At 62.3% G+C, this 23,451-nt stretch carries 18 protein-coding genes and 1 pseudogene; 11 read left to right on the top strand and 8 right to left on the bottom strand.

Going from position 1 to position 23,451, the window contains the following annotated elements; genetic code table 11:
* Positions 1 to 30 precede the first annotated feature (30 nt).
* A complete protein-coding gene (locus NKH35_RS12495) occupies positions 31 to 567 on the bottom strand; it encodes an OmpA family protein (RefSeq protein WP_023732205.1) in 537 nt (178 codons plus the stop codon).
* Between the two features lie 229 nt (positions 568 to 796).
* Between NKH35_RS12495 and NKH35_RS12500 the strand changes: the two genes are divergently transcribed.
* The gene (locus tag NKH35_RS12500) at positions 797 to 1,360 is read left to right on the top strand and encodes a DUF6931 family protein (RefSeq protein WP_023732206.1); all 564 of its coding nucleotides are present in this window, start codon (positions 797 to 799) and stop codon (positions 1,358 to 1,360) included.
* A gap of 58 nt (positions 1,361 to 1,418) precedes the next feature.
* On the opposite strand, the gene NKH35_RS12505 is transcribed toward NKH35_RS12500, so the two are convergent.
* A complete protein-coding gene (locus tag NKH35_RS12505) occupies positions 1,419 to 2,663 on the bottom strand; it encodes a caspase family protein (RefSeq protein ID WP_031261854.1) in 1,245 nt (414 codons plus the stop codon).
* 56 nt (positions 2,664 to 2,719) lie between these two features.
* Entirely contained in the window at positions 2,720 to 3,805 is a 1,086-nt protein-coding gene (locus NKH35_RS12510; protein ID WP_245260718.1) for an OmpA family protein, read from the bottom strand.
* 547 nt (positions 3,806 to 4,352) lie between these two features.
* Here NKH35_RS12510 and NKH35_RS12515 point away from each other — a divergent pair.
* The 4 genes from NKH35_RS12515 to NKH35_RS12530 all read left to right on the top strand — a co-directional run bounded on the left by NKH35_RS12515 (position 4,353) and on the right by NKH35_RS12530 (position 11,325).
* Entirely contained in the window at positions 4,353 to 4,832 is a 480-nt protein-coding gene (locus NKH35_RS12515) for a response regulator transcription factor (RefSeq protein ID WP_245260719.1), read from the top strand.
* A gap of 334 nt (positions 4,833 to 5,166) precedes the next feature.
* On the top strand, positions 5,167 to 7,974 hold the full coding sequence (locus NKH35_RS12520) for a DUF5801 repeats-in-toxin domain-containing protein (RefSeq protein WP_023726320.1): 2,808 nt from the start codon (positions 5,167 to 5,169) through the stop codon (positions 7,972 to 7,974).
* Between the two features lie 105 nt (positions 7,975 to 8,079).
* On the top strand, positions 8,080 to 9,795 hold the full coding sequence (locus NKH35_RS12525; RefSeq protein WP_023726319.1) for a type I secretion system permease/ATPase: 1,716 nt from the start codon (positions 8,080 to 8,082) through the stop codon (positions 9,793 to 9,795).
* A 3-nt stretch (positions 9,796 to 9,798) separates the two neighbouring features.
* Positions 9,799 to 11,325, top strand: coding sequence for an HlyD family type I secretion periplasmic adaptor subunit (locus NKH35_RS12530; RefSeq protein WP_023732210.1), 1,527 nt, complete (start codon positions 9,799 to 9,801; stop codon positions 11,323 to 11,325).
* Between the two features lie 199 nt (positions 11,326 to 11,524).
* Here NKH35_RS12530 and NKH35_RS12535 read toward each other — a convergent pair whose 3' ends face one another.
* Positions 11,525 to 12,172, bottom strand: a complete 648-nt coding sequence (locus NKH35_RS12535) for a ThuA domain-containing protein (protein ID WP_023732211.1) — start codon at positions 12,170 to 12,172, stop codon at positions 11,525 to 11,527.
* A gap of 257 nt (positions 12,173 to 12,429) precedes the next feature.
* Between NKH35_RS12535 and NKH35_RS12540 the strand changes: the two genes are divergently transcribed.
* Complete coding sequence (locus tag NKH35_RS12540; RefSeq protein WP_023724279.1) at positions 12,430 to 13,074, top strand: YjbE family putative metal transport protein; 645 nt, start codon at positions 12,430 to 12,432, stop codon at positions 13,072 to 13,074.
* Positions 13,075 to 13,087: 13 nt separating this feature from the next.
* Here the strand turns inward: NKH35_RS12540 and NKH35_RS12545 are convergent, their stop codons facing one another.
* Positions 13,088 to 14,473: an FAD-binding oxidoreductase gene (locus NKH35_RS12545; RefSeq protein ID WP_352914734.1), complete on the bottom strand. Its 1,386-nt coding sequence runs from the start codon at positions 14,471 to 14,473 to the stop codon at positions 13,088 to 13,090.
* Between the two features lie 225 nt (positions 14,474 to 14,698).
* Between NKH35_RS12545 and NKH35_RS12550 the strand changes: the two genes are divergently transcribed.
* The gene (locus NKH35_RS12550) at positions 14,699 to 15,721 is read left to right on the top strand and encodes a LacI family DNA-binding transcriptional regulator (RefSeq protein WP_352537141.1); all 1,023 of its coding nucleotides are present in this window, start codon (positions 14,699 to 14,701) and stop codon (positions 15,719 to 15,721) included.
* Here the strand turns inward: NKH35_RS12550 and NKH35_RS12555 are convergent.
* The 3 genes from NKH35_RS12555 to NKH35_RS12565 all read right to left on the bottom strand — a co-directional run bounded on the left by NKH35_RS12555 (position 15,702) and on the right by NKH35_RS12565 (position 18,865).
* Positions 15,702 to 16,688, bottom strand: a complete 987-nt coding sequence (locus tag NKH35_RS12555) for an alpha/beta hydrolase (RefSeq protein WP_352537140.1) — start codon at positions 16,686 to 16,688, stop codon at positions 15,702 to 15,704. The two genes, NKH35_RS12550 and NKH35_RS12555, sit on opposite strands and share 20 nt — an antisense overlap.
* Before the next feature lie 14 nt (positions 16,689 to 16,702).
* Positions 16,703 to 17,851 (bottom strand): Gfo/Idh/MocA family protein, encoded by a 1,149-nt coding sequence (locus NKH35_RS12560; protein ID WP_352914737.1) that lies wholly within the window; start codon positions 17,849 to 17,851, stop codon positions 16,703 to 16,705.
* A gap of 252 nt (positions 17,852 to 18,103) precedes the next feature.
* Positions 18,104 to 18,865: a DeoR/GlpR family DNA-binding transcription regulator gene (locus NKH35_RS12565; protein ID WP_023682641.1), complete on the bottom strand. Its 762-nt coding sequence runs from the start codon at positions 18,863 to 18,865 to the stop codon at positions 18,104 to 18,106.
* 162 nt (positions 18,866 to 19,027) lie between these two features.
* Between NKH35_RS12565 and NKH35_RS12570 the strand changes: the two genes are divergently transcribed.
* The 4 genes and pseudogenes from NKH35_RS12570 (at position 19,028) to NKH35_RS12585 (ending at position 23,378) form a co-directional block, all read left to right on the top strand.
* Entirely contained in the window at positions 19,028 to 19,828 is an 801-nt protein-coding gene (locus NKH35_RS12570; protein ID WP_023692211.1) for a beta/alpha barrel domain-containing protein, read from the top strand.
* A gap of 3 nt (positions 19,829 to 19,831) precedes the next feature.
* A pseudogene (locus NKH35_RS12575) lies at positions 19,832 to 20,780 on the top strand (PfkB family carbohydrate kinase).
* 89 nt (positions 20,781 to 20,869) lie between these two features.
* A complete protein-coding gene (locus NKH35_RS12580; protein WP_023686996.1) occupies positions 20,870 to 22,015 on the top strand; it encodes an ABC transporter ATP-binding protein in 1,146 nt (381 codons plus the stop codon).
* Positions 22,016 to 22,130: 115 nt separating this feature from the next.
* Complete coding sequence (locus tag NKH35_RS12585) at positions 22,131 to 23,378, top strand: ABC transporter substrate-binding protein (RefSeq protein WP_352914742.1); 1,248 nt, start codon at positions 22,131 to 22,133, stop codon at positions 23,376 to 23,378.
* Positions 23,379 to 23,451: the final 73 nt, after the last annotated feature.

Below are 23,451 nucleotides of genomic sequence, written 5' to 3' on the forward strand. Positions count from 1 at the left end.
GACGACGGCCGGAAGACGCAGCCGGCGAAGCTACTGCGCCTTGATCCGCATCTCGACCCGCCGGTTGACGGGATCGTAGGGATCGGGATTGCGTGGATTGGCCTCGCCGAGACCGACCGCCTTGATGCGGGTGGATTCGATGCCGTTGGATTCGAGGAAGGCGGTGACCGATTGCGCCCTGCGCTGCGACAGCCCCTCATTGTAGGTCGCCGAGCCGGATGCGTCGGTATAGCCTTCGACGACGAAGGACAGCTTGCTCAGCCGATCGTCCTTCAGCGCCTTGGCGAATTCGTCGAGTTCGCTGCGCGCCTTGGCGTCGAGCTCGGACGAATCCAGGCTGAAATTGATCAGCATATCGAGGCCGGTCTTCTCCGGAGGCTTTTCTTTCTGGCCGGTCTTGCTCTTGCACTCGTCCTCGGTGCCGACACAAATCCCGCGTGCCGCGCCGTGATCGATCGTGCCGGCAAAGAACTTCACAATGTCTTCCGATTTCTGAAGTGGGTCGGCATAGACGTGGGTCGAGAAAAGCACGGTCGCCAATGCCAAGACTGAAATGTGCCGCTGCATAACGGTTACTCCCGTTTCGAGCATCCGATTTTCACTCAGGCCCGATCCATGGATCCGGGCCAACTCTTCCTGTTCGACAATGATCTGTCGAGATCACGGTCGGCTGTGGAATATACCAAACCGTGAGGCGTTTGTCTGTGAACAACGTCATGGACATGTGGTGGTCGACAGACTTGACCCGCGCCTCGCAGACGGGTTGAGTGAGGGCTTGGGGAGGATAACAGCAGCGATGGTCAACGGGCTTCGATTCCAGACCGCACGCGATCTCTTCGCCGCGACCACGGCTGTCGCCCGGGACATGACGGCCGTTCCGACCGACCAACCCTCGCTCGAGTTCTGCCGCCGGCTGATGGCCGGGCGCATCCCCGAGGAAGCGATTACCTTTTGCGCCTATCTCCTGCCTGACCGGGCCGCAATCTGGTGGGGCCATGAGTGCCTGGGGCATCTGACCGAGCTGCTCGAAGAGCAGGACCTCGCAACGCTGGCACTGATCCAGGAGTGGGTCGGCGACCCCAACAATGCAAGCCGCCGGGAGGCTGTCGCCGGGGCGGCGATGACGCAGCAGCACACGCCTGCCGGCTGGATCGCGCTCGCGGCGCAACGGCATATCAATGGCCTGGCGGCGCAGGCCAACGGGTCGAGGCTGCGGCCGCTGCCGGCTGCGCATGCCGTCAATGCCGGCATACTGGCCGGACTGGCGCGGGTTGCGGTGGCGGACCGTTTCTCCGTGCTCACCGCCTTTGTCGAGATGGGCATCCATCTGGCCGAAACCGAGGCGCTGCGCCGAGCCTGATTGCTCTGGATCGTGATGAGATTTCATTGAAATCTGATCCAACCCATTGTTGGCGGTCTCATTTGCAGCCGTTTTGCGCCCATTTGCCGAGTGCCACCTTGAAGCGCGTGCCCAGCGGGTGTTGCAGGCGCAACACCGAGACATCATTGGTGACGTAGGTCTTGGCCTGGTCGCACAGCCGCTCCTCGGTCCATTGATGACAGTTGCTGCACTGGTTCTCCCAGACGGACTTTTCCAGGCCCTCGACCGGACTGAAGTGCGGCTTGCCCTGGATGAGTTGGGCGATGCTCTTGCCGTCGATCGCCGGGTCGCCGAAATTGACCGGAACGTCGAAAAGGACTGGCGCGTCCGAGCCCAGCTTCGGAATTTCCTCACGCAGCTGTTCCAGCGCCTGCTCGCCGGCGTCCGTACCCGGCGGATTGGCGGCCGCGCCGGTGCGCGCCTGCGTATCGCCTTCGGGCGCAGCCGCGCCGGAATCGCCGACGATCAGCGGCGCCTTGAGATCGACCTTGTGAAGCACGACATCGGTGGTCAGCGAAACGTTGACCCAGGGCTGCTGGCGTCCGGCTGTGGCCTTGAACACATCCGACGTAACCCGGTTCATCGCTTCGGTGATCGAGACGTTGACCTCGCCGATATGGGCAAGCAGCGCCGCCGAAAATGGCGAGTGCTCGCCCGGTCCGTCATAGGCGAGCTGGTTGGGACTGGCAGCGAAGGCGACCAGCGTGCCGGCGCCGCCATTCTCGATCGGTATTTCGGCAAGGCCGCTGCTTGCCGTGCTGTCGCCGCCAGTCTCCTTGGCAAGCACATCGGCGAGCGGGTTGTCGCGGCAGGCGTCGAGGAACACCAGCCTGATGCTGGTCTCGCGCGACATCTGCCGCAGGATGAAGTCCACCTGCACGGCTTCGAAGTCGAGCGAGGTCTCGTCCTCCAGCGCCGCATCGACAGGCAGCAGGTAATTCCTGCCCGAGACCTGCAGGCCATGACCGGCATAGAAGAACAGCGCGATATCGGCGCCACGCACCTGCCGCGCGAATTGCGCGATCTTTTCCTGCGTCTGCGCCTTGGTGAGATCGAGGCCGGAGACGATTTCGAAGCCCAGCCCCTTCAGGCGATCGGACATTGCCTGCGCATCGTTCACCGGATTGGGCAGCACCGGCGCGTTCCGGTAATGGGAATTGCCGAGCACCAGGGCGATGCGGCGTTCGGCACTGGCCGCGGTCATGGTAATGGTCATGGTCAACGCAAGCGCCAGCACGGCGAGGCCGATGCCGCGCATGAAGTTGCCGCAACTTGCAATCATGTCCAAACGCACCGGATTCCTTTTCGGTTGACGGGCCTTCTCAGTTAAGGACCGGCTCAGTTGGAGAGCGGCGTGGCGGAGAACTCGATCCGCCGGTTCAGCGCCTTGTTCTTCGGCGTATCGTTCGGCGCCACCGGCTTTTCCTCGCCATAGCCGGAAGCCGTGATCTGCGCCGATGGAATGCCCGCAGCGATGATCGCGTCGGCGACCGCCTTGGCGCGCCGTTCCGACAGGTTCTTGTTGGCCGTCGGCGAGCCGTCGGAATCGGTATGGCCCGAAACCTCGACCTTCAGTTTCGGACATTTGCCGACGACGCCGACCACCTCGGCCAGCAGCGGGCGGCTCTTTTCATCGAGCCGAGCGCTGGCTGGGCGAAAATAGACGGCGCCGGTGCGCGACAGCACCTCGAACCTGTTCAGGCATTCATCGTCGCTGAAGGACGTCTTGCCTGCATCTGTGGCGACCGGCCCGGCATCGGCTGGGGCTGCGGCCGCGACGGCAGGCGTGGCCGCAGGCTTGGCGCCATCAGCGGCGAAGACGAAGTCGAACGACACCGAAGCCGTCGGGACGATGCTGCTGACATTGGCCGCCTGCTGGAGTTTTTCGATGTTGGGCAACAGGCCGAAATCCTCGACATGCACGGCGACCGGCGCCTCCGAGGCGATCGACACCATGCTGTCGGTGATCATGGTGACCACGACATTGGCCTCAAGGTCCTTGTCGACGCCGTGCAGGCTCAGGCGAAACGGGATATGCGCGCTCATGCGCCGTTTGGTGGCGAGATCGGCAAAAGCGGCGGGATCGACTTTCGCCGTCACTTCCGCCGTCGGGAATTTGAAGGTTTCGAAGAACAGGAAGCGCATGCGGACATTGCGAAGGTCGATACCGGTGTCGACCGAGTTGAGGTCGAACGTGACCTTGGCGGCGCCATCCGATGTCAGCGTGCCCGAGAGGTTCCTGATCTTGTTGGTTTCGACAATGGTGTTCTTCTTCACCGATTGATAGGTGAGCGTCGAATTCGCCGGATCGAGCGTCCAGTTCGGCTTCGCATTCGCCACTTCCGGTGCGAGCAGCAACAGCCCGAATACAGCGGCGACGAGAGCAAGGGCGCCGACGATGCGCCGGCCCTTTGAGAACGGCATTCGTTGCCGAAAAAATCCGCCGACCTCGAACATTGATGCCCCGCCTCAGGACAACAGACCTCAGTTCCGATCACGGCTGTCGAACGCAGTGATGCCAGCGAGCATAGAACATATGATTTGACTTTGCGAGTAGCTCCGCCTGTCTGCCCAAGGGGAGAAGACAGCTCAAAAATCCGTCATCACTGGCAGCTTAACAGGCGTCAAATCCAGAGGCGCCTTGCGCGATCACGAGCGCTTCGGCGGGCCTGTCGAACGCAGAAAAAATGCATTCATAGCCTTGAATATACTACAATATTAGCAACTCCTTGACAATCGACCGAAGCTCTGGTTTCTTGACATATTAAACAAAGTTCGTTGCGTTTTTTACGGACGTGTTCCCATGTCGAGCTTGGTAGTCGCGGACCCGCGGGGGGTGTATCTCGCCGGTCTGGAGTGGGTTTTGCGGAAGGCGGGACACAGCGTTGTCGCAGAATGCCACCACACGATTGAGGTTCTCCCCTTGGTGGAGCGCCACCGGCCCGATCTTGTCATCATAGGGTTGGATGGTGTGGACCGGCAGACGGCCGGCCTTTCCGCAAGGCTGAGAGCCACCAGCAGCCCTTTGGGCATCATCTACATCCTGCAGCCAAACGGCGGATTCGACTTCAACGAAATCCCCAAGCTCGATGCCGACGGCCTGCTGATGGACGGCATCAGCCACAGCTACCTTGTCGAATGCGCCAATGCAGTGGCAGGCGGCCGAAAGTGGGTCGACGACCATATCCTCCAGCATCTGCTGACGCCGAGATCGCTGCCTCAGCGCGCGCCAAAGCTTACTGGACGCGAGACGGAAGTCGCCGGCCTTGTTTCACGCGGCCTGCGCAACAAGATCATCGCGCAGCGGCTGCATGTATCCGAAGGCACGGTGAAGATGCACCTGCATCACGTCTACGAGAAGCTGCGCCTCGGCAGCAGGGCCGAACTCGCCTGGGCGACTTTTGGCGACGGCGCCGACCATCTGGGACCAGGCCACAAAAGCGGGCTTTGATTCCTCCCTTCGGTCAGCTGGCACTGCGTCGACAGGATACCGGCAACAGGCCGGAAACCCACGGCATATCGATCCATCCACCAAACCAACACGGTTGCCCGCGAGCGCCTGTCGCGGCCCGGTCTATCGAAGGATGTATATCGTTCGATCAGGTAGGGGCATTCACCATAACACTATCGAACCGCGAATGGACGCGTGCTCGGCGTCAGCGGCACAATGGAGGATAAAAGACCGCAATTCTGCGCGTCAGCGGATGCCCTGGGGTAGGTGCATCCGGCATCGGGTGGGGGGTGAATACCCTTTTCTCGATGTATTGAAAAAGGGGAGAATCTCCATGGCAATCGACATCACAGCTCATGACATCATCATCGATGAGAGCGCTGGCCTCACGGACAATGATATTGACCCATCCGATCCGCTGTACAGCACCAACACCACGCTGCAATATCTGCTGAATCTTGGCACCGCGCTGGAGGTCGCCTTCAAGGAGGACTTCGTGGTGGCCTCTGCGGACCCAGGGGAGACCATCACCTCGGTCGTTCTCGCCCAGGACTCTTCGGGAACTGCGTTTTCACCCACCGACGGCGCGGTCACCGGCATCCGGACGGTCGATGGCAATTATGTCTGGCTGTTCCAGGACCCGAACAATGCAGACGTCGTGATCGGCGTCATTGGGACCTCTGACCCGACCTCAGTTGGCGAGCCCGATCCATTACTCGATCCCCTCGCCTTCTCGTTTGCGCTGGACGGCGACGCGGACCTGTACCTGGTCCAGTACGTGGCGTTGATGAATCCGGACCCTGACAACGCGGACGTCGATCTAATCGATCTGGATCAGCTAGTCTACGCCTCGGTCACCGGGACCAGCGTCCTGAATTTTAGCTCGCTTGGTGACGCCCCTCCCGGACACAACAAGTGGTATATCCTCGACGCTGACACGGCGAGCACGCAGAAGATCCTGGTCACGGCTCATGACAATGGCGTACAGGCTGAAGTCAATGTCAGCACGCAAGGCCTGGGCGTCTCATCACAAGACGTGCGCTTTGGCCGTGAGCTTCAGATCGACCTGATCAACGGCGGCACCCAGAGCGCCGGCAAGAACTTTACCAATACGCCGACCGCGCCGAACTACACAGATCACATCGAGACCGTCTCCACCGCGGGTTTCTCGATTTCGCAGTCTACTCCGACCCATACCGTGGCTGACATAGAGGTCCACGCCTACAACAATGATGACAACGCGAAAGGCGCCACGTTACCGGGTGATGACAACGATGCGGAAGTCAACATCGCCTCAGTGACTTTCAAGCTGAACGGCGTGGTAACGGATGCCGCCACCCTGGGCATCACGGTTGATTACACCAACCTGGGAGTGATCCTTCACAATGTCGGCGAGGGTGTGACGGTCGATTTCACCGCAGACGCAACCTTTGACCGCTTCACTATCAAGAACATTGACGAGCAAAAAGACTATTTCGATGTCAAGGAAGTGCATTTCGGCACAGATCAGACCAACGTCGCCAGCGCAGAGGTCGGCTCCTTGATCAACTTCGACGATGACGGCCCATCGATCGTGCCGTCCGGCAATGACGTACCGACCCTGGTGGTCGGCGATTCGGACTTCGTTACCGACGACTCGACCAGCTTCGCGGCGCTGTTCACGCCGAACTTTGGCGTCGATGGACCAGCGGCCACCGACGATGTGACCTACACGCTGGATGTACTCGGCGGCGGCAGTAACGTCGCCAGCGGCGTGTTCGATACGCTCAGCGGCCTTGAGGTGCTTCTCAATGTTGTCGGCGGCGACATCGTCGGCACTGCCGGCACGGATGAGGTGTTCCGCATCTCGGTCGATGCCGACGGCAACGTGACCCTCGACCAGTCGCGTGCGGTTGTCCATGGCGATCCAACCGATCCCGTAGAGGCGGACACTCCGGTCATCCTTGCCGCCAACCTGGTGAGCCTGACCGCAACCGCAACCGACGGCGACGGCGACAGCGCGCACACCTCGGTCGACATAGGCGGTGCCTTCACCTTCGAAGACACCGGGCCGGCAATTGCTGTGGAGAACGCAACCGGTGACTACGACAGTGGCGCCCATGGCACCTGGACGCACGACCCAGGCGCCGACGGGTTCAACCTGCTGGGCGTAACGCTGGACGATTATACAATCGACTCCAACCCGACGGTAACGTCGGGCCTATCCCTGACACCGGACGCGGCAGACCCTTACACCTTCACAGGCTCGATCCACGATGACTTCAACGGCGACGGCACGGCTGAAGACGTGGACTTCACACTGACCTTCGATCCGGTCAACGGCACTTACGACCTTGACGTCGACACCCCTCCCGGAACGATCACGACCTTCGACACCACACAGGGTTCGCTGAAGGCGGGCGGTCCGGACGCGGTGCAGACGCTGCAATTCCCGCCGACCGGTCACGACGGTGACGTCATTTTCTTCAGCAATCTGGTGACCGCTCCCCTGGAGAATGGGGCGGGCAGTTTCCCGAACGACATCGAAGACCTGGTCAACAATGACCCTACCGAGGCAACGCTGGAGGGGTATGGTGCCACCAGCCTGATCAACAGCTCATCGAAGATGAACGTGTCGACTTCGGGCATCGGCGTCAACAACAACAACCTCGACGGCAAGAGCGGGGGTACCCCGCTGTTCGCCGGCACCTCAATCACCTCGGGCGACGAGAGCTTCGTGGTCAATCCCCAGCAAGACGTGGATAAGGTCACGGTCTATATCGACAACTCCGTCGGCGGCTACAACCCGGCTACGGAAGACCTCTATTACATCGTCTACTATACGGACGGTACCGTCAGCGGTCCTACCGACGTGACGGCGGGCATGCTCAGCAATGCCCCGCGCCACGACCCGCTCATTCCTGACGTCGCGGAGGGCGGGAAGTACTTCGAGATCGACGGCGGCGCGAAGCAGATCGAGGCGGTCCAGCTCATCATGGGCGTGGGCACCGTCAAGATCCCCGTGATTCAGTTCTCGCTCGAGCAGGAGTCCAACCCGGCGCCGCTCGACCTGGATTTCACGGCCAATCTCGTCGACGGCGACAATGACAGCTTTACCGACACGTTCTCGGTCCATGTCGACGCCCCGGACGGCATCATCTGACCCGACACCGGGCGGGCGCCTTTCCTGGCGCCCGGCCGGCACAATCCAAAGCATCACAATGGGGGGCGAGCCGTGCCGCAGCCAAGACCGCAGTTCGAAGAGGTAATGCATCTGGCCCGGCGCCAGGCGCCCGCCCTGCTCATCTTCAGCCTGCTTGCAAACGTCCTGATGCTCGCCAGCACCGTCTACATGCTGCAGATCTACGACAGGGTGCTGTCGAGCGGGTCGATCGACACGCTGGTGTGGCTCACCCTGGCGGTGATCGGCGCGATCGCCGTCTATGGCCTTTTGGAACAAGCCCGCCGCATGATCCTCGGCCATATCAGCCAATGGCTCGACGACCAGTTGAACGTCCCGGTGATCGAACGAGCCATGGAGGCTCGCCTCGCGGGTAGCAACGTCGAGGCCGGCCTGAAGGACGTAGCGGACCTGCGCGGTTTCGTCGGTGGCGACAGCATGCTGACCTTTCTCGACGCGCCGTGGACGCCCGTCTTCCTGGCGTTCATGTGGCTTCTGCACCCAGCACTGGGCGTGCTCGGACTCATCGGGGCGATCCTTTTGTTCTGCGGCGCGCTCGCCAATGATTTCTTTACCCGCCGCAGGAGCCAGGAAACGTCGGCAGAGCTGCGTCGCAACCAGGTCGCGGCCGGCCAATACATCGATGGCGCTGAGACGTTGCGCTCGCTCGGCATGTCGGGCTCGGCGCTGCAGCGCTGGGAAGAAAAGCAGCAGTCGTTGATGACCATCCAGGCGCAACTTCTCGGTCGCACGACCAGCATCGGGAGCCTGTCGCGCTCGCTGCGCATGGCCCTGCAAGTGGCCGTGCTGGGACTTGGCGCCTACTTTGTCTTGCGCGGCGAACTGACGGCCGGATCGATGATCGCGGCATCGGTACTGCTGAGCCGCGCGCTTGCGCCGATAGAACGCTCGATCGGAGCCTGGCGCAGCCTGGTTACCGCTCGCACCGCGCGTCGCAACCTCATGCGCCTGTTCGCGGACACCAATTCTAGGCAGGGCGGTGAAGTGACCTTACCCCGCCCGCAAGGCCGGCTAAGGCTCGAGAACGCACACTACCATGCGCCGGGTACACAGCAGGCCCTGATGAACAAAGTATCCTTCAACGTCGAGGCCGGCGAGACCTGCGGCGTGATTGGTCCGTCGGGTTCCGGCAAGACCACACTTTGCCGCCTCATGGTGGGAACGTTGCGGCCTTCGCTCGGTCATGTAAGGCTGGACGGCGCAGAGCTCGCGAGTTGGCCTTCGGACCAGCTTGGAATGCACATCGGCTACCTGCCGCAGCAGGTCGAGCTGTTTCCGGGAACGATCGCCGACAACATTGCGCGCTTGCGCGATGTCGATAGTGCCGCAGTGATCGCCGCGGCGCAGGCCGCAGGTATCCACGAGACGATATTGCGGATGCCAAATGGCTATCAAACGGAGGTGGGGCCGCATGGGGCGCGAATCTCGCGTGGCCAACGTCAGCGCATCGCTCTCGCCCGGGCGCTATTCGGCAATCCCGCGCTCGTCGTGCTCGACGAACCGAACACTGGCCTCGACGGCGATGGTGAAATGGCTCTGTTCAATGTTCTTCACCATTTGAAGGAACGGGGCTGCACCGTCATTCTCGTCAGCCACCAGACGAACCTGCTGCGTACGGCGGATCATGTCGTTTTCATGCACGACGGCACCGTTAAGATGTTCGGCACGCGCGACGAGGTGCTGGGCGCGCTGGGCGGTCACCGCAAACCGACTGCCGTGCCGTCGTCCGGGCAAGACAAGACCAGCGTCGTCGTTCCGGCAAAATTGAAGGCGGCGGAGTGAGCCATGAGCGACCGATTTAGCGACCTGTCGAAGATGATGGACATGCTGATGGCCAGCCTGCGTGACGTGCTGGACAGGTTAGTTGTCGCTGCTGGAGATCTAGCTGCGGCGGCTTCGAACCGTTTCGACAGCCTGGACGTGCCGGCGCGCGCCGCGCTGGCTGCAACTGCCACCGCGCTGTTCGTGCTCGTGCTTGTCGGGCTTGTCCGGCGGCGTTCGTCTGCATATCGCGATAGCAAGCGCGACCTGAATCGCCGGACGCGTCCAGCGCGTATACTCGGCTATTTCTCCGCGCTGTTCTTTGTCGGCGGCATCGCCCTCTGGTCAGACGTGGCCCTCCTGGCCAGCGCCATCGTGGCCCCCGGCATCGTCAGCCCGGACGGCTACCGGAAGACCGTTCAGCATCTGGAGGGCGGCATCATCGGGATGATCCACGTGCGGGATGGCGACAAGGTCACAGCGGGCCAGGTTCTGATAAGCATGAAGACGACCGATGCACAGGGCCGCTACGACGAGCTGCATGAGCGCTACATTCGCTTGCTGGCGGTCGAAGCGCGCTTGGGTGCGGAGCTTGCCGGAGAAGATCAGATCATTTTTCCCAAGGAACTGACATCGGCTGACAACCAGGCCGGGCAGAAAGTGGCCGCTGAAGAGCAGGAACTGCTTCGCAGCCGCCTTGCCACTCGCGAGGGGCGCGAGCAGATCCTCAACAAGCGGATACGGCAGATAGAGGAGCAAATCACCGGGTCCAGGGAAGTGATCGCAGCCGAGGAGGAGCAACTGGGGCTGATCGACCGCGAGATCGCTTCGGCACAGGAAATGTACAAAAAGGGATTGGAGCGCCTGCCGCGGATCCTTGCGCTGCAGCGTGCCCAGGCCGACATCCGAGCGAGCCAGGCGTCGAACCGGTCGCAGGTCGCGCGCAACGAACAGCAGATCGGCGAGACCGAGCTGCAGCTTCTCAATTTGCGGCAACAGGATGGTGAGAAAGCGAACGAGGATCTTGGCAAGGTGCGCGGCGATCTGGCCGAATTGCGGAGCCTGTTACCCTCGCGTCAGGATGTGCTGGCCAGGACTGACATTGTCGCGCCGATCGCGGGAACAGTGATGAACGTGCGTGTCACAACTGAATCTGGCGTGATTTCCAGCGGCCAGCCCCTCCTCGATATCGTTCCGAATGAGTCCAACCTGGTCATCGATTCACGGATCAAGCCGCGGGACATCGACATGGTGCATCCGGACATGCCGGCACGCGTTGTGCTGTCAGCCTATCCAACACGGCATCTTCCCCAAATCCACGGGTTGCTCACCTCGGTATCGGCCGACCGGCTGACGGACGAGAGGACCGGAGAACCCTATTTTCTCGCCAAGATCAAAGTCGATATGGCTGACCTCGCAAACCTCCATGACGTAAAATTGTCGCCCGGCATGCCTGCCGAAGTGATGATCCTGACTGGCGAGCACACACTGCTCGACTATATGCTGGCGCCGGTTCGCGACTCGCTCAATCGAGGATTCAGAGAGAATTAGAGTCTTCTACTTTCCCGTATCCCGACGCCATCCAATCCTCCGAAAAGCCGCCCGTCGAACGATACGGCTCGAGTGTCATGGCATTGGCGATTCCTTCGCCAGCGCGCCCCCAGCAGTGTCGGGAGCGCCGCTTCGCGGAACTGGAAGATCGCTATAAGCAATCCGTCCCACTGCGCTCAGCTTGACGCCAAGCCCGGGATCAGGCCGATCGGCTGGCCCACAGCACCCCACGCTCGAAGATGGTGCGCATTTGCGGGACGGAAAACTCATCCGCGGTGTGGCCGAGCGCGCTGAAGAAGACGCGGCCCTTGCCGTAGCGGCGCTTCCAGACCACGGGCATGACGACGCCGTCGATGAAGTCGAGATGCTCACCGCTGAACGTCGTCGTCGCCAGCACCTCGTTGCTCGGGTCGACATGCATGTAATACTGCTCGGAATGGTAGGCGAAACCCTCGATACCCCTGACGATCGGATCGTCGCTGATGATGTCGACACGGTAGTCGATGATGTCGCCGGGGTGCGCGACCCATTGGCCGCCGGTCATGAACTGATAGGCCGGTTCGTTGCGAAAACTGTCGCCCATGGTGCCATGGAAGCCGGCAAGGCCGGTCCCGCCGCTGACGGCGGCGGTGAGGTTTTGCAGCTCCAGTTTATCGATCGTCGACATGGTGATCACCGGCACGATCAGATCGATGGCCGGGAGCTGCGGATCGGCGAGCGCCGATGTGCCCTCTTCTATCCGCACTTCGAAGCCATGCCCCGTCAATATCTCGCTGACGACAGCGGCGCTGCGGGCCGGCGTGTGACCCTCCCATCCGCCCCAGAAAATCAGTGCCGTCTTGCTCATGCTCGTCTCTCCTTTGGTCGGCAATATTGATAGGCAAGCGGAACGCTTTTGTCTTCCCTTCCATGATGGGCATTCTGGGACGGGCATTTCTGGTCGGAAATCACGACCCGGCGATGAATTCCGTGGATGAGGACCGATTGGCCGCGCTGGCGTCTTGTTTCAATGCCGGGCTGCACTCAAATCAGCTGTCTTCGCGTTTGCGCAGACATCGGTCCGATCCGCCGCAACCAGCCGGAGCCTTCCGGGGAGACCGCTCTATGAGTTTCGACCAGACGACTGTCGCCGCCTATCTGGAAGTCATCACCATCAACCTTGTGCTGTCGGGCGACAATGTCGTGGTGATCGGCATGGCGGCCGCAGGCCTCGCCAAGGCGTTGCGGCAGAAGGCGATCATCGCCGGCATTGCCGCGGCGGCGGTGATCCGCATCGTCTTTGCGGTGATCGCGGTGCAGCTGCTGGAAATTCCTGGGATCATGCTGGTCGGCGGCATGCTTTTGTTCTGGGTGTGCTGGAACATGTTCCAGGAGTTGCGCTCGGCCGGCGACGGCGAGGACGTCGACACTGAAGCCGCAGCACTTGCGACGGCGCGGCCGGCCAAGGCGCTGCGCACCGCGATCCTGCAGATCGTCGTCGCCGATGTCTCGATGTCGCTGGACAATGTGCTGGCCGTGGCGGGCGCCGCCGCCCACGACATGAATGCGCTGGTGTTCGGTCTCATCCTGTCGGTGGTTCTGATGGCGGTCGCCTCGACGCTGGTGGCGGCGCTGCTTGCCAGGTATCGCTGGATCGGCTGGCTCGGTCTGGCAATCATCGTCTATGTCGCGGGAAATATGACTCTGAACGGCGTCGAGCAGATGAGAACGGTCGACTTCCACGCGCTGCTCTCGCCAGTTGCAAGCTAGATCCTCCTGGCGATCAAATGATATCGAAAATCCGCCCTGGGTTGAGAATGTTGTGCGGATCGAACGCCACCTTCAGCCGGCGCATGGCTGATAGTTCGGCGTCGCTGCGCACGAGGTTCAGCCATTTCTTCTTGTCGAGGCCGATGCCGTGCTCGGCCGAGACGGCGCCACCGCATGCCGCCACGCCGCGATAGATGATCTCATAGGCGGCCGCCGGTTCCGTGGTGTCGACCTGATAGTGCAGATTGCCGTCGCCGAGATGGCCGAAGACGTAGATCTCGGCGCGGCTGTCGACGGCGTGGATCGCGGCTTCGGCGTTGCGCAGGAAACCCGCCATGGTCGCCAACGGGATGCTGATGTCGACGCCGATCATGCCCTCGATCGCAAACAGGAAGCGGTTGGCCTCTTCGCGCACATCCCATAGCGCACGGAATTCGCGCGGCGACTGCGAGACGACCACGTCGTCGACGATGCCGTCCTCGACCGCCTGCATCAGCACCGAAGCGAAACGCTCGCCGTCCAGCTCGGCCTGGTTGCCCTGGATCTCGGCCAAAACATAAACCGGCGCGCCGGCAGGCAGCGGCGCCGGCGCCGCCATGCCGGCAATCATGGCGCCGTAGAGCGGCGAGAAGTTTACCTCATAGGCCGAAAGCAAGGGCCCGAGCCGCTGCTTGAGCAACCCCAGCAACGCAATCGCCGCCTCCAGCGAGCCAAGGGCGCAAAAGGCGGCAACCTCGGTGGCGGGCTTGGGATGCAGCCGCAGGCAGGCGCGAGTAACCACGCCCAGCGTGCCTTCGCTGCCAATGAAAAGCTGGTTGAGATCGTATCCCGAATTGTCCTTGGCCAGGCCACGCAACGAAGTCAGGATCGAGCCGTCGGCAAGCACGGCCTCCAGCCCCAGCACCTGGGCGCGGTACATGCCGTAGCGCAGCACGCGAATGCCGCCAGCATTGGTGGCGATGTTGCCGCCGACCGTCGCCGTGCCGCGCGCGCCGATATCGACGCCGAACATCAGGCCGGACGCATCGGCCGCTTCCTGCACCATTTGCAGCGGCGCGCCGGCTTCCGCGATGATGGTTGCCGCGGCGCGGTCGGGCGCTTCGACCGCGGTCATGCGCTCCAGCGACAGCACCGCTTCGCCCGGCTGCACGCGCGCGCCGCCGGCCAGCCCGGTGCGGCCGCCATGGACGACCAGCTTCTGGCCGATACCACTGCATAGGCGCAGGATTTCGGCGACGTCGGCGGCGTTGCGCGGACGCAAGACCAGTTCGGGCTGGCCGCCGCCCTTGCCGGAGAGGTCGTCGCCATAGCGCGGATCGATAGCATCGCCGATCACAATCGCGGCGGCATCGAGCCGACGATATAGCTGGGAAAGAAGCCGATCGATCTGTTGTGTCATGGTGCCTGGACTTTTCAGCGCTCTTTGTGACCGAGACTTTGATGCGCGACAATTTTCGCGTCAATTGAACAAATTTACGCACGGTATAATCTGTCATTGCGCGTTGAACCCACTGACGTTTCCTGTAAATTTCGTCTGCCGTTGCGTGGCGGACGCGCCGGCTGCAGGACCGTGGGCAGCGTCAAGGGATGACCGAGGTTCTGGCGCGTGCCAGACGAGGATTGAATGCCAATGACGCACAAGACGATGGAGGATTTCGCCCGCTCCTGCGGCGTCTCCAGGCCGACGCTGTCGAAATATTTCGACGATCCGACCAGCGTCAAGCCGGCAACGCGCAAGCGCATCGAAGAGGCGTTGCGGTCGTCCGACTACCAGCCCAATCTGTTTGCCCGCAACCTCAACCGCAAGCGCACCCGCGCCATCGGCATTGTCGTACCGACGGTCACCGATCCCTTCTATTCCGAAATGGTCAGCCGCATCGAGCTCAGGCTGCGCGACGAGGGCTACTGGCCGATCGTCATCTCCTCGCATGGCTCAACCGAGCTCGAAATGGAGGCGACACGTACCATCCTGTCGCTGAAAGTTTCGGGCGCGCTGATCGCGCCGCTCGGCTTGCGCTCGGACCGGCGCACGCTGGAGAAGCTGACCCAGACAATGCCGGTCGTCTATTTCGATACCTATCTCGAAGGCGGCACGCCCTTTGTCGGCAACAACAATGCCCAGAGTGTCTCGACCATCGTCGACTATCTCTGCCGCTCCGGCGACGCCCCGGTCTATTTCGATATCCCGCATGTCAATCACAATTCGCCGGAGCGCCTGAACAGTTACATCGCCGCGATGCATCAGCTTGGCCAGGACCCGGTGGTTATCGGCAACACCCGAGACTACACATGGGATTTCGAGCGCATCGGCTACGAGCAGATGGAACAGATGCTCGGGGCCAGCGGCCTGCCGGGCAAGACCATACTGTGTGCGAATGACCGCCTGGCTTTCGGCGTGATGGCGGCAGCCTTCGCGAAAGGGCTGAAGATCGGCCGCAAGGCCGATTGCGACCTGCGTATCGCCGCCCATGACGACCATCCGCTGAGCCGCTACACCTGCCCCGCACTGACCACCATCGCGCAGGATTTTGCCGCCATGGCGGGGCGCAGCGTCGAGACATTGCTCGCTTTGCTCAACGAGGATAGGGCGAACGTCGCGCCGAAGGTCAGCCTTGACGCCGCCCTGGTCATGCGTCAGTCCGCTTGAAATTTCCAAAGGCGGGATCGAAGCTGAGCCACGCGGCAATGGCGGCGGCAACCGCCTGTCTCGCTGCCGGGCCGTGACGGCCCATAGAGACGAAGCCGTGGATCTGACCGGGCCAGTGTTCCAGCACGACCGGCACGCCGGCCTCGTGCAGACGCCTGGCATAGGCCTCGCCCTCGTCGGCGAGGATGTCGTGACCGGCGATGGCGATGAAGGCGGGCGGCGCGCCGGCGAGGCTATCCGCCTTCAGCGGTGAGATGCGCCAGTCGACGATGTCGGCGGCGTCGCGGATGTAGTGATCTCGGAACCAGGCCATGGTCGAGGCGGTCAGGCCAAAGCCTGCGGCGAAGCGGCGATAGCTGTCGGCCGTCTGCCCGGCATCGGTGTTGGGATAAAACAGAAGCTGCGCTGCCGGCGGATTTTTGTCCCCCCGCGTGAGCAGGCCGAGCACCGTGGCGAGATTGCCGCCGGCGCTGTCGCCGGCAACCGCGATGCGGGCAGCGTCGATGCCGAGTTCGTCCGCGGCGCTTTGCATGAAGGCAAGTGCCGCTCGGCAATCCTCTATTGCCGCCGGGAATTTGTGTTCCGGCGCCAGCCGGTAGTCGACGGAAACGACGACAGCGCCTGCCTCGTTGGCGAACCAGCGGCAGATCTCGTCATGCGAGTCGAGATTGCCGATCACCCAGCCGCCGCCATGGAGATAGAGCAGCGCCGGAGCGCCTGCCGAAGGCGCGCCCTGCCCGCGATAGATCCTGAGCCTAAGTGGTCCGCCGGGTTCGGCGACGATGCGCTCGCTGAGTGCTGCGACCGGCTCACGCTCGCCTTGCAGGTTTGGGAAGCCCTCATTGTAGGCAAGGCGCGCCTGTTCTGGCGTTCCCGTTTCGAACGGCGGCGCACCGGCTTGGCTGCCGAGCTCGAGCACATGCCGGGCCTCCGGATCGAGTGTCGGCAGGGACGGTGGCGATGTCACGGACGAACCTCCCGTCAGGCAAGCAGGGTTGCCGCTTCCTCTTCGCCAAGCAGCGGCGGCTGGTCGACCGTGCCGTTGATGGCAACCGAGCCACGGCTTTCGCCCGAAGCCAGGATCGCCTCCATGATCTCAAGCACATGCAGCGCCAGCTCACCGGAGGCGCGCGGCTTTCTGCCCGTGGCCAGCGCGCCCGCCAGATCGGCGACGCCGAGCATGCGGTAATTGGCACGGTCGGGCGCCACATAGGGCCAGTTGCGGTCGCCATAGAGTTCGTTCTCGCTGGCGAAATCGGCCCAATCGGCGCCACGTTCCGACAGCGAGACCGTGCCGCCGAACGTGTCGGGATCGGGTAGCCTGAGCGAGCCTTCGGTGCCGTGCAGTTCGATCGGATGGTTGGAGTGTTTGAACACGTCCCAGGAGGCGCCGAAGGTGACGGTGGCGCCGGAACGGAATTCGAGCAGCGACACTATGTTGGTCGGCGTGCCGACCTTGAATGTCGTGTTCTTGAACGGCCCGTCGGCCGTGATCAGCCTCTCCTCCTGGCCGTGCGTCGCCATCGCCATGACGCGCTCGACCGGTCCGAGCAGGTTGACCAGCATGGTCAGGTAGTAGGGACCCATGTCGAACACCGGACCGCCGCCGGGCTGATAATAGAATTGCGGATTGGGATGCCAGTGCTCCATGCCCCGTCCCATCATGAAGGCGGTGCCGGTCACCGGCTTGCCGATCGCGCCGTCATCCATCAGCCGGCGCGCGCGGCGGCCGGCTGCACCCAGGAATGTGTCCGGCGCCGAGCCGATCAGCAGGCCGCGCTTCGCGGCCTCGGCGACAAGGCGGCGGCCGTCGGCGGCGGAGGTTGCCAGCGGCTTTTCGGTGAAGACATGCTTGCCCGCCGAGAGCGCTGACAACGAAATGTCGAAATGCGCCGCCGGGATGGTCAGGTTCAGCACGAGGTCGATGTCGGGGTCGGCGAGCAGCGTGTCGACGCCAATCGCTCGGATGCCGTACTCGCTGGCGCGCAGCTCGGCCATGTCAGCGGAAATGTCGGCGCAGGCGCGTAGCTCGACACCACCGAAGAGCGCTGCATTGCGCAGATAGGTCATCGAGATGTTGCCGCAGCCGATGACACCGATGCCGAGCTTTGTCTCTGACTTTCCGTGCATTTCCAGCTTTCCTCCGAAGCCAAGGGCATGCTGCACGAACCGTTGCAGTTCCCACGCCCCCCCGCAATCCGCTATACAGGATTTTAAATGTTGACGCGCGTAAAATTTTTATAGAGCTTATGATAATTCTGGCGCGCATTGGGAGGCCGCCAGCGCGAGGAGGAGAACATGACCGTGAAAAACGGCCGACGGCCGCTGCGAAGCCCGTGGGTCATGCGCGTCTTCCGTCGCGCATCAGAGACCGGGACGGCTTCAGGCATAGATCACCTTGGCCCCGACCCTATCAAGCTCACCGCGTATTGGACCGGGCAGGCCATCGTCGGTGATCACCACATCGACGGCCGACAGCGAAAATGCCTTGGACGTCCCGCTGACGCCCCATTTGCTCGAATCGGCGAGCAAGACAACGCGCCGGGCCATGCGAACGAGGTTCCGCTTCGTTCGCGCCATGTCTTCGTTCACGTCGACCACATCCAGTGACGAGTCTATCGCATGCGCTCCAACAAATACCTGATGCGCTACCAGGCCGCCGAGAGCCGTATCGGCATCGGTGATCAGCGTGCTCACCGTGTCGGGATAGACCCGGCCGCCGATCATATGAACGTCGAGCCCGGGACGATGCATAAGATGCTGCACGATATTCATGGCCGTGGCCGCGACCACGACATTGCTGAGCGGCGGTAACTGCATGGCAAGCTGCATCAATGTCGAGCCGCCGTCGAAGATGACCGACTGGTTGTCCTCGAACAGGTCCAGCGCCGCCCGGGCGATGCGCTTCTTTGCGTCGAGGTTCGTTTGCATCCGCCGCGCGAACGCGGCCGTCGTCGAATCGGTGGTCCGGGTCACCGCCCCTCCACGGGTCTTGGTCAGCAGTCCCTTGCGGTCCAGTATTTCGAGGTCGGAGCGCACCGTGACCTCCGACACGCCAAACCCGTCCGACAGGTCCTTGATGCGAACCTGTCCGCTGCGTTGCACCTCGCCCAGGATCGATTGGCGTCTCTGCTCCGACAACATTGCCCTGCCCTTGCCTGCCTGCGCCGAGCAATCGCGCCGGCCTCGGCTCACCTTACCGGAAATATGCAGATTCGAAAGCTTTCGAAAGATTGTTTTTCTTTTTTCTTTCGGAAACACTGGATCGAGCATTTTTAAACCAACCGATCAGGGAATTTTGGACTCATGAGCCTAGGAACCAAGGTGCGCCTCGCGCGCCTCTTCTCGCATCCATCGGGGAACCTTTTTGGCGGCGCGGTCGACCACTTCGTCGGCTATGGCGACGTGCGCAAAGGCGGCCTTGCCGACCTGCCGGGTGCGCTCGCACGCGTCATGGCGGGCAAACCCGACTATGTCAGCATCCAGCCTGGCACTGCGCGCCATCTGTGGCCGCAATATGCGGGCAAAGCTTCCCTGGTAATTCAGGCGGGCTGTTTCACCGCGGACGATCGCATCAGCGAACTGATCGCAACGCCCGAGGATGCGGTGCGCGCGGGCGCCGATGCGTTGGCCGTGGCCATTCCGGTGCGCGGCGCGACGGAGGGCAAATACATACGCTGGCTGACCGATTCGGTGAATGCGGCGGCCCGCTACGGCATGCCTGTGGTGGCGCATATCTACCCTCGCGATTTCACCGACGGAGCAAAGATCGTCTTCACCCCCGACGAGATCGCCTATGCGGCGCGCATCGGTTACGAGTCCGGCGTCGACGTGATCAAGATCGGCTACACCGGCGATTTCGAGTCGTTCCGGGAGACCGTCCGGACCTGCCCGGTGCCGGTTGTCATCGCGGGCGGTCCAAAGACCGATACGCTGCTCGGCGCGCTTCAGCAGACGGCGGACGCCATCCGTGCCGGCGCGCGCGGCGCCGTGGTCGGCCGCAATCTCTGGGGGCACGGCGATCCGGAGAAGGCAGCGCTTGCCTTTCGCGGCGTCATCCATGACGGCCTTTCGGCGCAAGACGCCCTGGCGAAGGCGGGTGCCTGAACGATGCCCACCATCCCCTCGATCCTCGGCTTCGGCGCTATTGCGATCGACGATCGTCTACGTCGATCAGCCATTGTCGGCGGGCAAGGGTAAGGTTCTGCAAAGTACCCGCGCCTTCGGGGGAAATGTCGCGACGGCGCTGGCCGCCGTCGCGCGGCTCGGCGGAACCGCCGGGTTCGTCGGATGGCTGGCCAGTGCCTCGGACAACGCGGTGCAGCTCGATCTCGTGGCGAGCGGTATTGAAACCGCATTCGCGCCGCGCCATCCCGACGCGCGCCCGGTGCACTCGCGGATCACCGTCGGCTCGGACGGGGAAAGGTTCATCGCGTATGACGACGACGCGATGCTGGGCACCGCTCCGGACTTTCCGGACGATATCCTCAGCCGCGCAACCGTCCTGATCGTAGATAGCTATGCGACCGGGTCGCTGGATGTCGTGGCTCGGGCTCGCGATCTCGGCCTTGCGATCCTCGGCGATATCGAATGGAGCAGCGGCCCCGCCACGGAGCGGCTGATCGCGCTCTGCGACCATCTCATTGTTCCACTTAGCTTTGCACGGACTGCCACGGGGCGCCGATCGCCTGCCGAGATGCTCGATGCCTTGTGGTTGCCATCGCGATCCGCCGTGGTTCTGACCGATGGAGGCAGGGGTGTGTACTATCGCGGCCGTGAAGAGACAGGTCTCTGGCACCTGCCCCCGCACCGGGTTGCGGTCGTCGACTCCACAGGCGCGGGTGACTGCTTTCATGGCGCCTATGCCCATGCGTTGACGCGCGGAGCCGACACCGCGGGCCGGGTGGCATTCGCGGCCGCGGCGGCGGCCGTTTCGATAACGGGGCGTGGCGGGCGCGAGGCGCTTCCGACCGAGGACCAGGTCACGCAACTCCTGGCATCGGCGAACGCGCCGTCAGCAGTCGACCTGAAAAATGCGCATGTGGATGCTGGAGCATGACCTGAAACGATCCGACGAAACATTTCGCAGGCGAACACAAGCCCAGGAGAATCATAAAAATCAGGGCTTATACTTGTGGAGGGAGGAATATGGCAGAAGTCATTCTTGAGAAGATCTGCAAAACCTACGGGAACAGTTTTCGCGCAATCGACCAGTTGAACCTGTCGGTCAAGGACGGCGAGTTCTTGATCCTCGTCGGGCCTTCCGGCTGCGGCAAATCCACGGCGTTGCGAATGATCGCGGGGTTGGAAGACATCACCAGCGGCAGCCTTCGGATCGGCGGGGTCGACGTCGTCGACATGCCGCCCAAGGACCGCGACATCGCGATGGTGTTCCAGAGCTACGCGCTCTACCCGCATATGACGGTATCCGAAAACATCGCCTTTTCGATGCGGCTGGCAGGCAAGCCGAAGGCCGAGCGCAAGAAGCGCGTGGACGAGATCGCCAAAACTCTTCAGCTGACGTCTTTGCTGGACAGCAAACCCGCGAACCTGTCAGGCGGGCAGCGTCAACGGGTTGCCATGGGCCGCGCCATGGTGCGCGAGCCGGCCGCCTTTCTCATGGACGAGCCGCTTTCCAATCTGGATGCGAAACTGCGTGTGCAAATGCGCGCCGAAATCACCAGCCTGCAAAAGCAGCTCGGCGTCACGACCATTTACGTGACCCACGATCAGATCGAAGCGATGACGATGGGCGACAGGGTCGCGGTGCTGAAAGGCGGTGTGCTGCAGCAGGTCGACACACCCAAGAGGCTCTATGAATCGCCGGTTAACGCCTTCGTTGCCGGCTTCATCGGCTCTCCTTCGATGAACCTTTTCGAGGCGACCCTGAAGGGCGGCGAGCTCGCTTTTCGCGACTTCGCCGTCCGGCTGCAGGATGCAGCCTTCGTGCGCAGGCCGGCCTTGAGGTCGTATGCGGGGCGCAAGGTCGTGTTCGGGATCAGACCGGAGGATCTTTATGACAGCAGCCTTGAATCCGGTCGCAAGTATCAGACGATACCGGCCAGGGTGACCTCGATCGAGGAACTCGGCTCCGAACAGATCGTCCACATGAACATCGACGCGGTCCGGGTGGACTCCGGCGATCCGGATGCGGTGGACGATTTCGGCCTGGCATCGAACGCGGTGGCGAGGTTCGAGCCGATCAGCGCCGTCCGCTCCGGCTCGGAAATCCGGTTGGCCGTGGATGATGCCAAGTTCCATTTCTTCGATCCCGAAACGCATCTGGCGATCTGAAGATCTGCGGAAGACCGCGGGCGGGAGCGAGGTGCCTGCGGAAGATACAAGAAGGCTTCTGAATGAACAGACGACCGTCCGCATTGTGCGGCCGATCTTGAAGAAGGAGGAGAAAATGATGTTTCGGATACGACCCGCGATGCTGAAAATAGCCGCGGCCGCATGGTTGCTTGGTGCAACCGGCGCCATGGCGGACACGACGCTGGAATTCACCCAATGGTGGGAGCCCGAATTGCCGGCGGGATCGCTCAGGGCAATCATGAACGACTTCGAGGCTGCAAACCCCGGCATCAAGGTGACGCTGGTCAGCGGTCCCTATGCGACCACGCGAGACCAGATCTCGGTCGGCGCCGCAACCGGAACGCTCAGCGACGTCGTCGGTCTCGACGGCGCCTGGGTGAACAATCTGAACGCGCAGGGTGCGCTGGCCGACATGAACCCGATGATGGATGCGAGCGGGTTCGACAAGACCCAGGTCGCGGATATCATGAAGGTGGACGGCAAGGCGGTGATGTTTCCCGTGGCTTCGTTCGTCTATCCGGTCTTCGTCAATCTGGACCTCGCCGCCCAGGCAGGCGTGACCAAGCTGCCGTCGACCCGCGCGGAGTTTCTCGAAGCCGCCAAGAAGATGACCCATGCCGACAAGAACCAGTATGGCTGGGTGCTGCCGCTGTCGCTGCAAACGCCGTCCGGTGTCCAGAACGACCTGATGTCGTGGGTCTGGGCCTCGGGTCAATCGATGATGGTTGAAGGCAAGCCGGCTCTCGAGGGCAAGCCGGTCGTCGATATGCTCACCTTCGTCAAATCGCTGAACGACGCCGGCGTCATCTCGCCCGGCATTGCCACCAAGACCGAGCAGGAAAAGGTCGAGGAATTCGTCAACGATCGGGTCGGAATGATGATCGACTCGCTCGCGCATGTGAATCTCATCCGCAAACGCAATCCCAAGCTGAACTTCGACCTCATCCCGGTCCCAGTCGTGGCGGACTACAACGGCAAGCGCGGCCTTCCCTATGCCTCCTGGGGCATCGGCATCTCTGCCGCCTCGAAACATCAGGATGAAGCCTGGAAGCTCGTCCAATATCTGATGAGTGAAAAGGTGAATGCCAAGCTTGTGTCGCTTGCAAACGCCTTCCCGGGGAACGTCAACGCCAAGCCCGATTTCGTGACCTCGGACAAGGCTTTCGCCAAGGCTTTCGAAATCTTCAAGACCGGCTATCTCGCCAACGAGTTCACGGGCCTGCCGGTGGCTGAAGACCTGATGACCCAGTTCGACGTGGAGGCTCAGAAGATGCTTGCCGGCGAGCAGTCTCCGGAACAAGCCGCAACCAACGCTCAAAAGGGCTGGATGGCGAAATTCTGAGCGGCCCATTGCCCGTTTGCTATCTTCCACCGGGTGGCCCGGCCTCGGCCAGGCCCCCCGTCAACAACGGATC

It is taken from the genome of Mesorhizobium sp. M1143 (genome assembly GCF_040318435.1).
Classification (GTDB): domain Bacteria; phylum Pseudomonadota; class Alphaproteobacteria; order Rhizobiales; family Rhizobiaceae; genus Mesorhizobium.

Bases quoted from the DNA above. Each gene is read 5' to 3' on its own strand.
- NKH35_RS12500 (WP_023732206.1), top strand. From the start codon at position 797: ATGGTCAACGGGCTTCGATTCCAGACCGCACGCGATCTCTTCGCCGCG.
- NKH35_RS12535 (WP_023732211.1), bottom strand. From the start codon at position 12,172: ATGAGCAAGACGGCACTGATTTTCTGGGGCGGATGGGAGGGTCACACG.
- NKH35_RS12505 (WP_031261854.1), bottom strand. From the start codon at position 2,663: ATGATTGCAAGTTGCGGCAACTTCATGCGCGGCATCGGCCTCGCCGTG.
- NKH35_RS12585 (WP_352914742.1), top strand. From the start codon at position 22,131: ATGATGTTTCGGATACGACCCGCGATGCTGAAAATAGCCGCGGCCGCA.
- NKH35_RS12580 (WP_023686996.1), top strand. From the start codon at position 20,870: ATGGCAGAAGTCATTCTTGAGAAGATCTGCAAAACCTACGGGAACAGT.
- NKH35_RS12510 (WP_245260718.1), bottom strand. From the start codon at position 3,805: ATGCCGTTCTCAAAGGGCCGGCGCATCGTCGGCGCCCTTGCTCTCGTC.
- NKH35_RS12520 (WP_023726320.1), top strand. From the start codon at position 5,167: ATGGCAATCGACATCACAGCTCATGACATCATCATCGATGAGAGCGCT.
- NKH35_RS12560 (WP_352914737.1), bottom strand. From the start codon at position 17,851: ATGCACGGAAAGTCAGAGACAAAGCTCGGCATCGGTGTCATCGGCTGC.
- NKH35_RS12565 (WP_023682641.1), bottom strand. From the start codon at position 18,865: ATGTTGTCGGAGCAGAGACGCCAATCGATCCTGGGCGAGGTGCAACGC.
- NKH35_RS12525 (WP_023726319.1), top strand. From the start codon at position 8,080: ATGCATCTGGCCCGGCGCCAGGCGCCCGCCCTGCTCATCTTCAGCCTG.
- NKH35_RS12550 (WP_352537141.1), top strand. From the start codon at position 14,699: ATGCCAATGACGCACAAGACGATGGAGGATTTCGCCCGCTCCTGCGGC.
- NKH35_RS12530 (WP_023732210.1), top strand. From the start codon at position 9,799: ATGAGCGACCGATTTAGCGACCTGTCGAAGATGATGGACATGCTGATG.
- NKH35_RS12495 (WP_023732205.1), bottom strand. From the start codon at position 567: ATGCAGCGGCACATTTCAGTCTTGGCATTGGCGACCGTGCTTTTCTCG.
- NKH35_RS12545 (WP_352914734.1), bottom strand. From the start codon at position 14,473: ATGACACAACAGATCGATCGGCTTCTTTCCCAGCTATATCGTCGGCTC.
- NKH35_RS12540 (WP_023724279.1), top strand. From the start codon at position 12,430: ATGAGTTTCGACCAGACGACTGTCGCCGCCTATCTGGAAGTCATCACC.
- NKH35_RS12570 (WP_023692211.1), top strand. From the start codon at position 19,028: ATGAGCCTAGGAACCAAGGTGCGCCTCGCGCGCCTCTTCTCGCATCCA.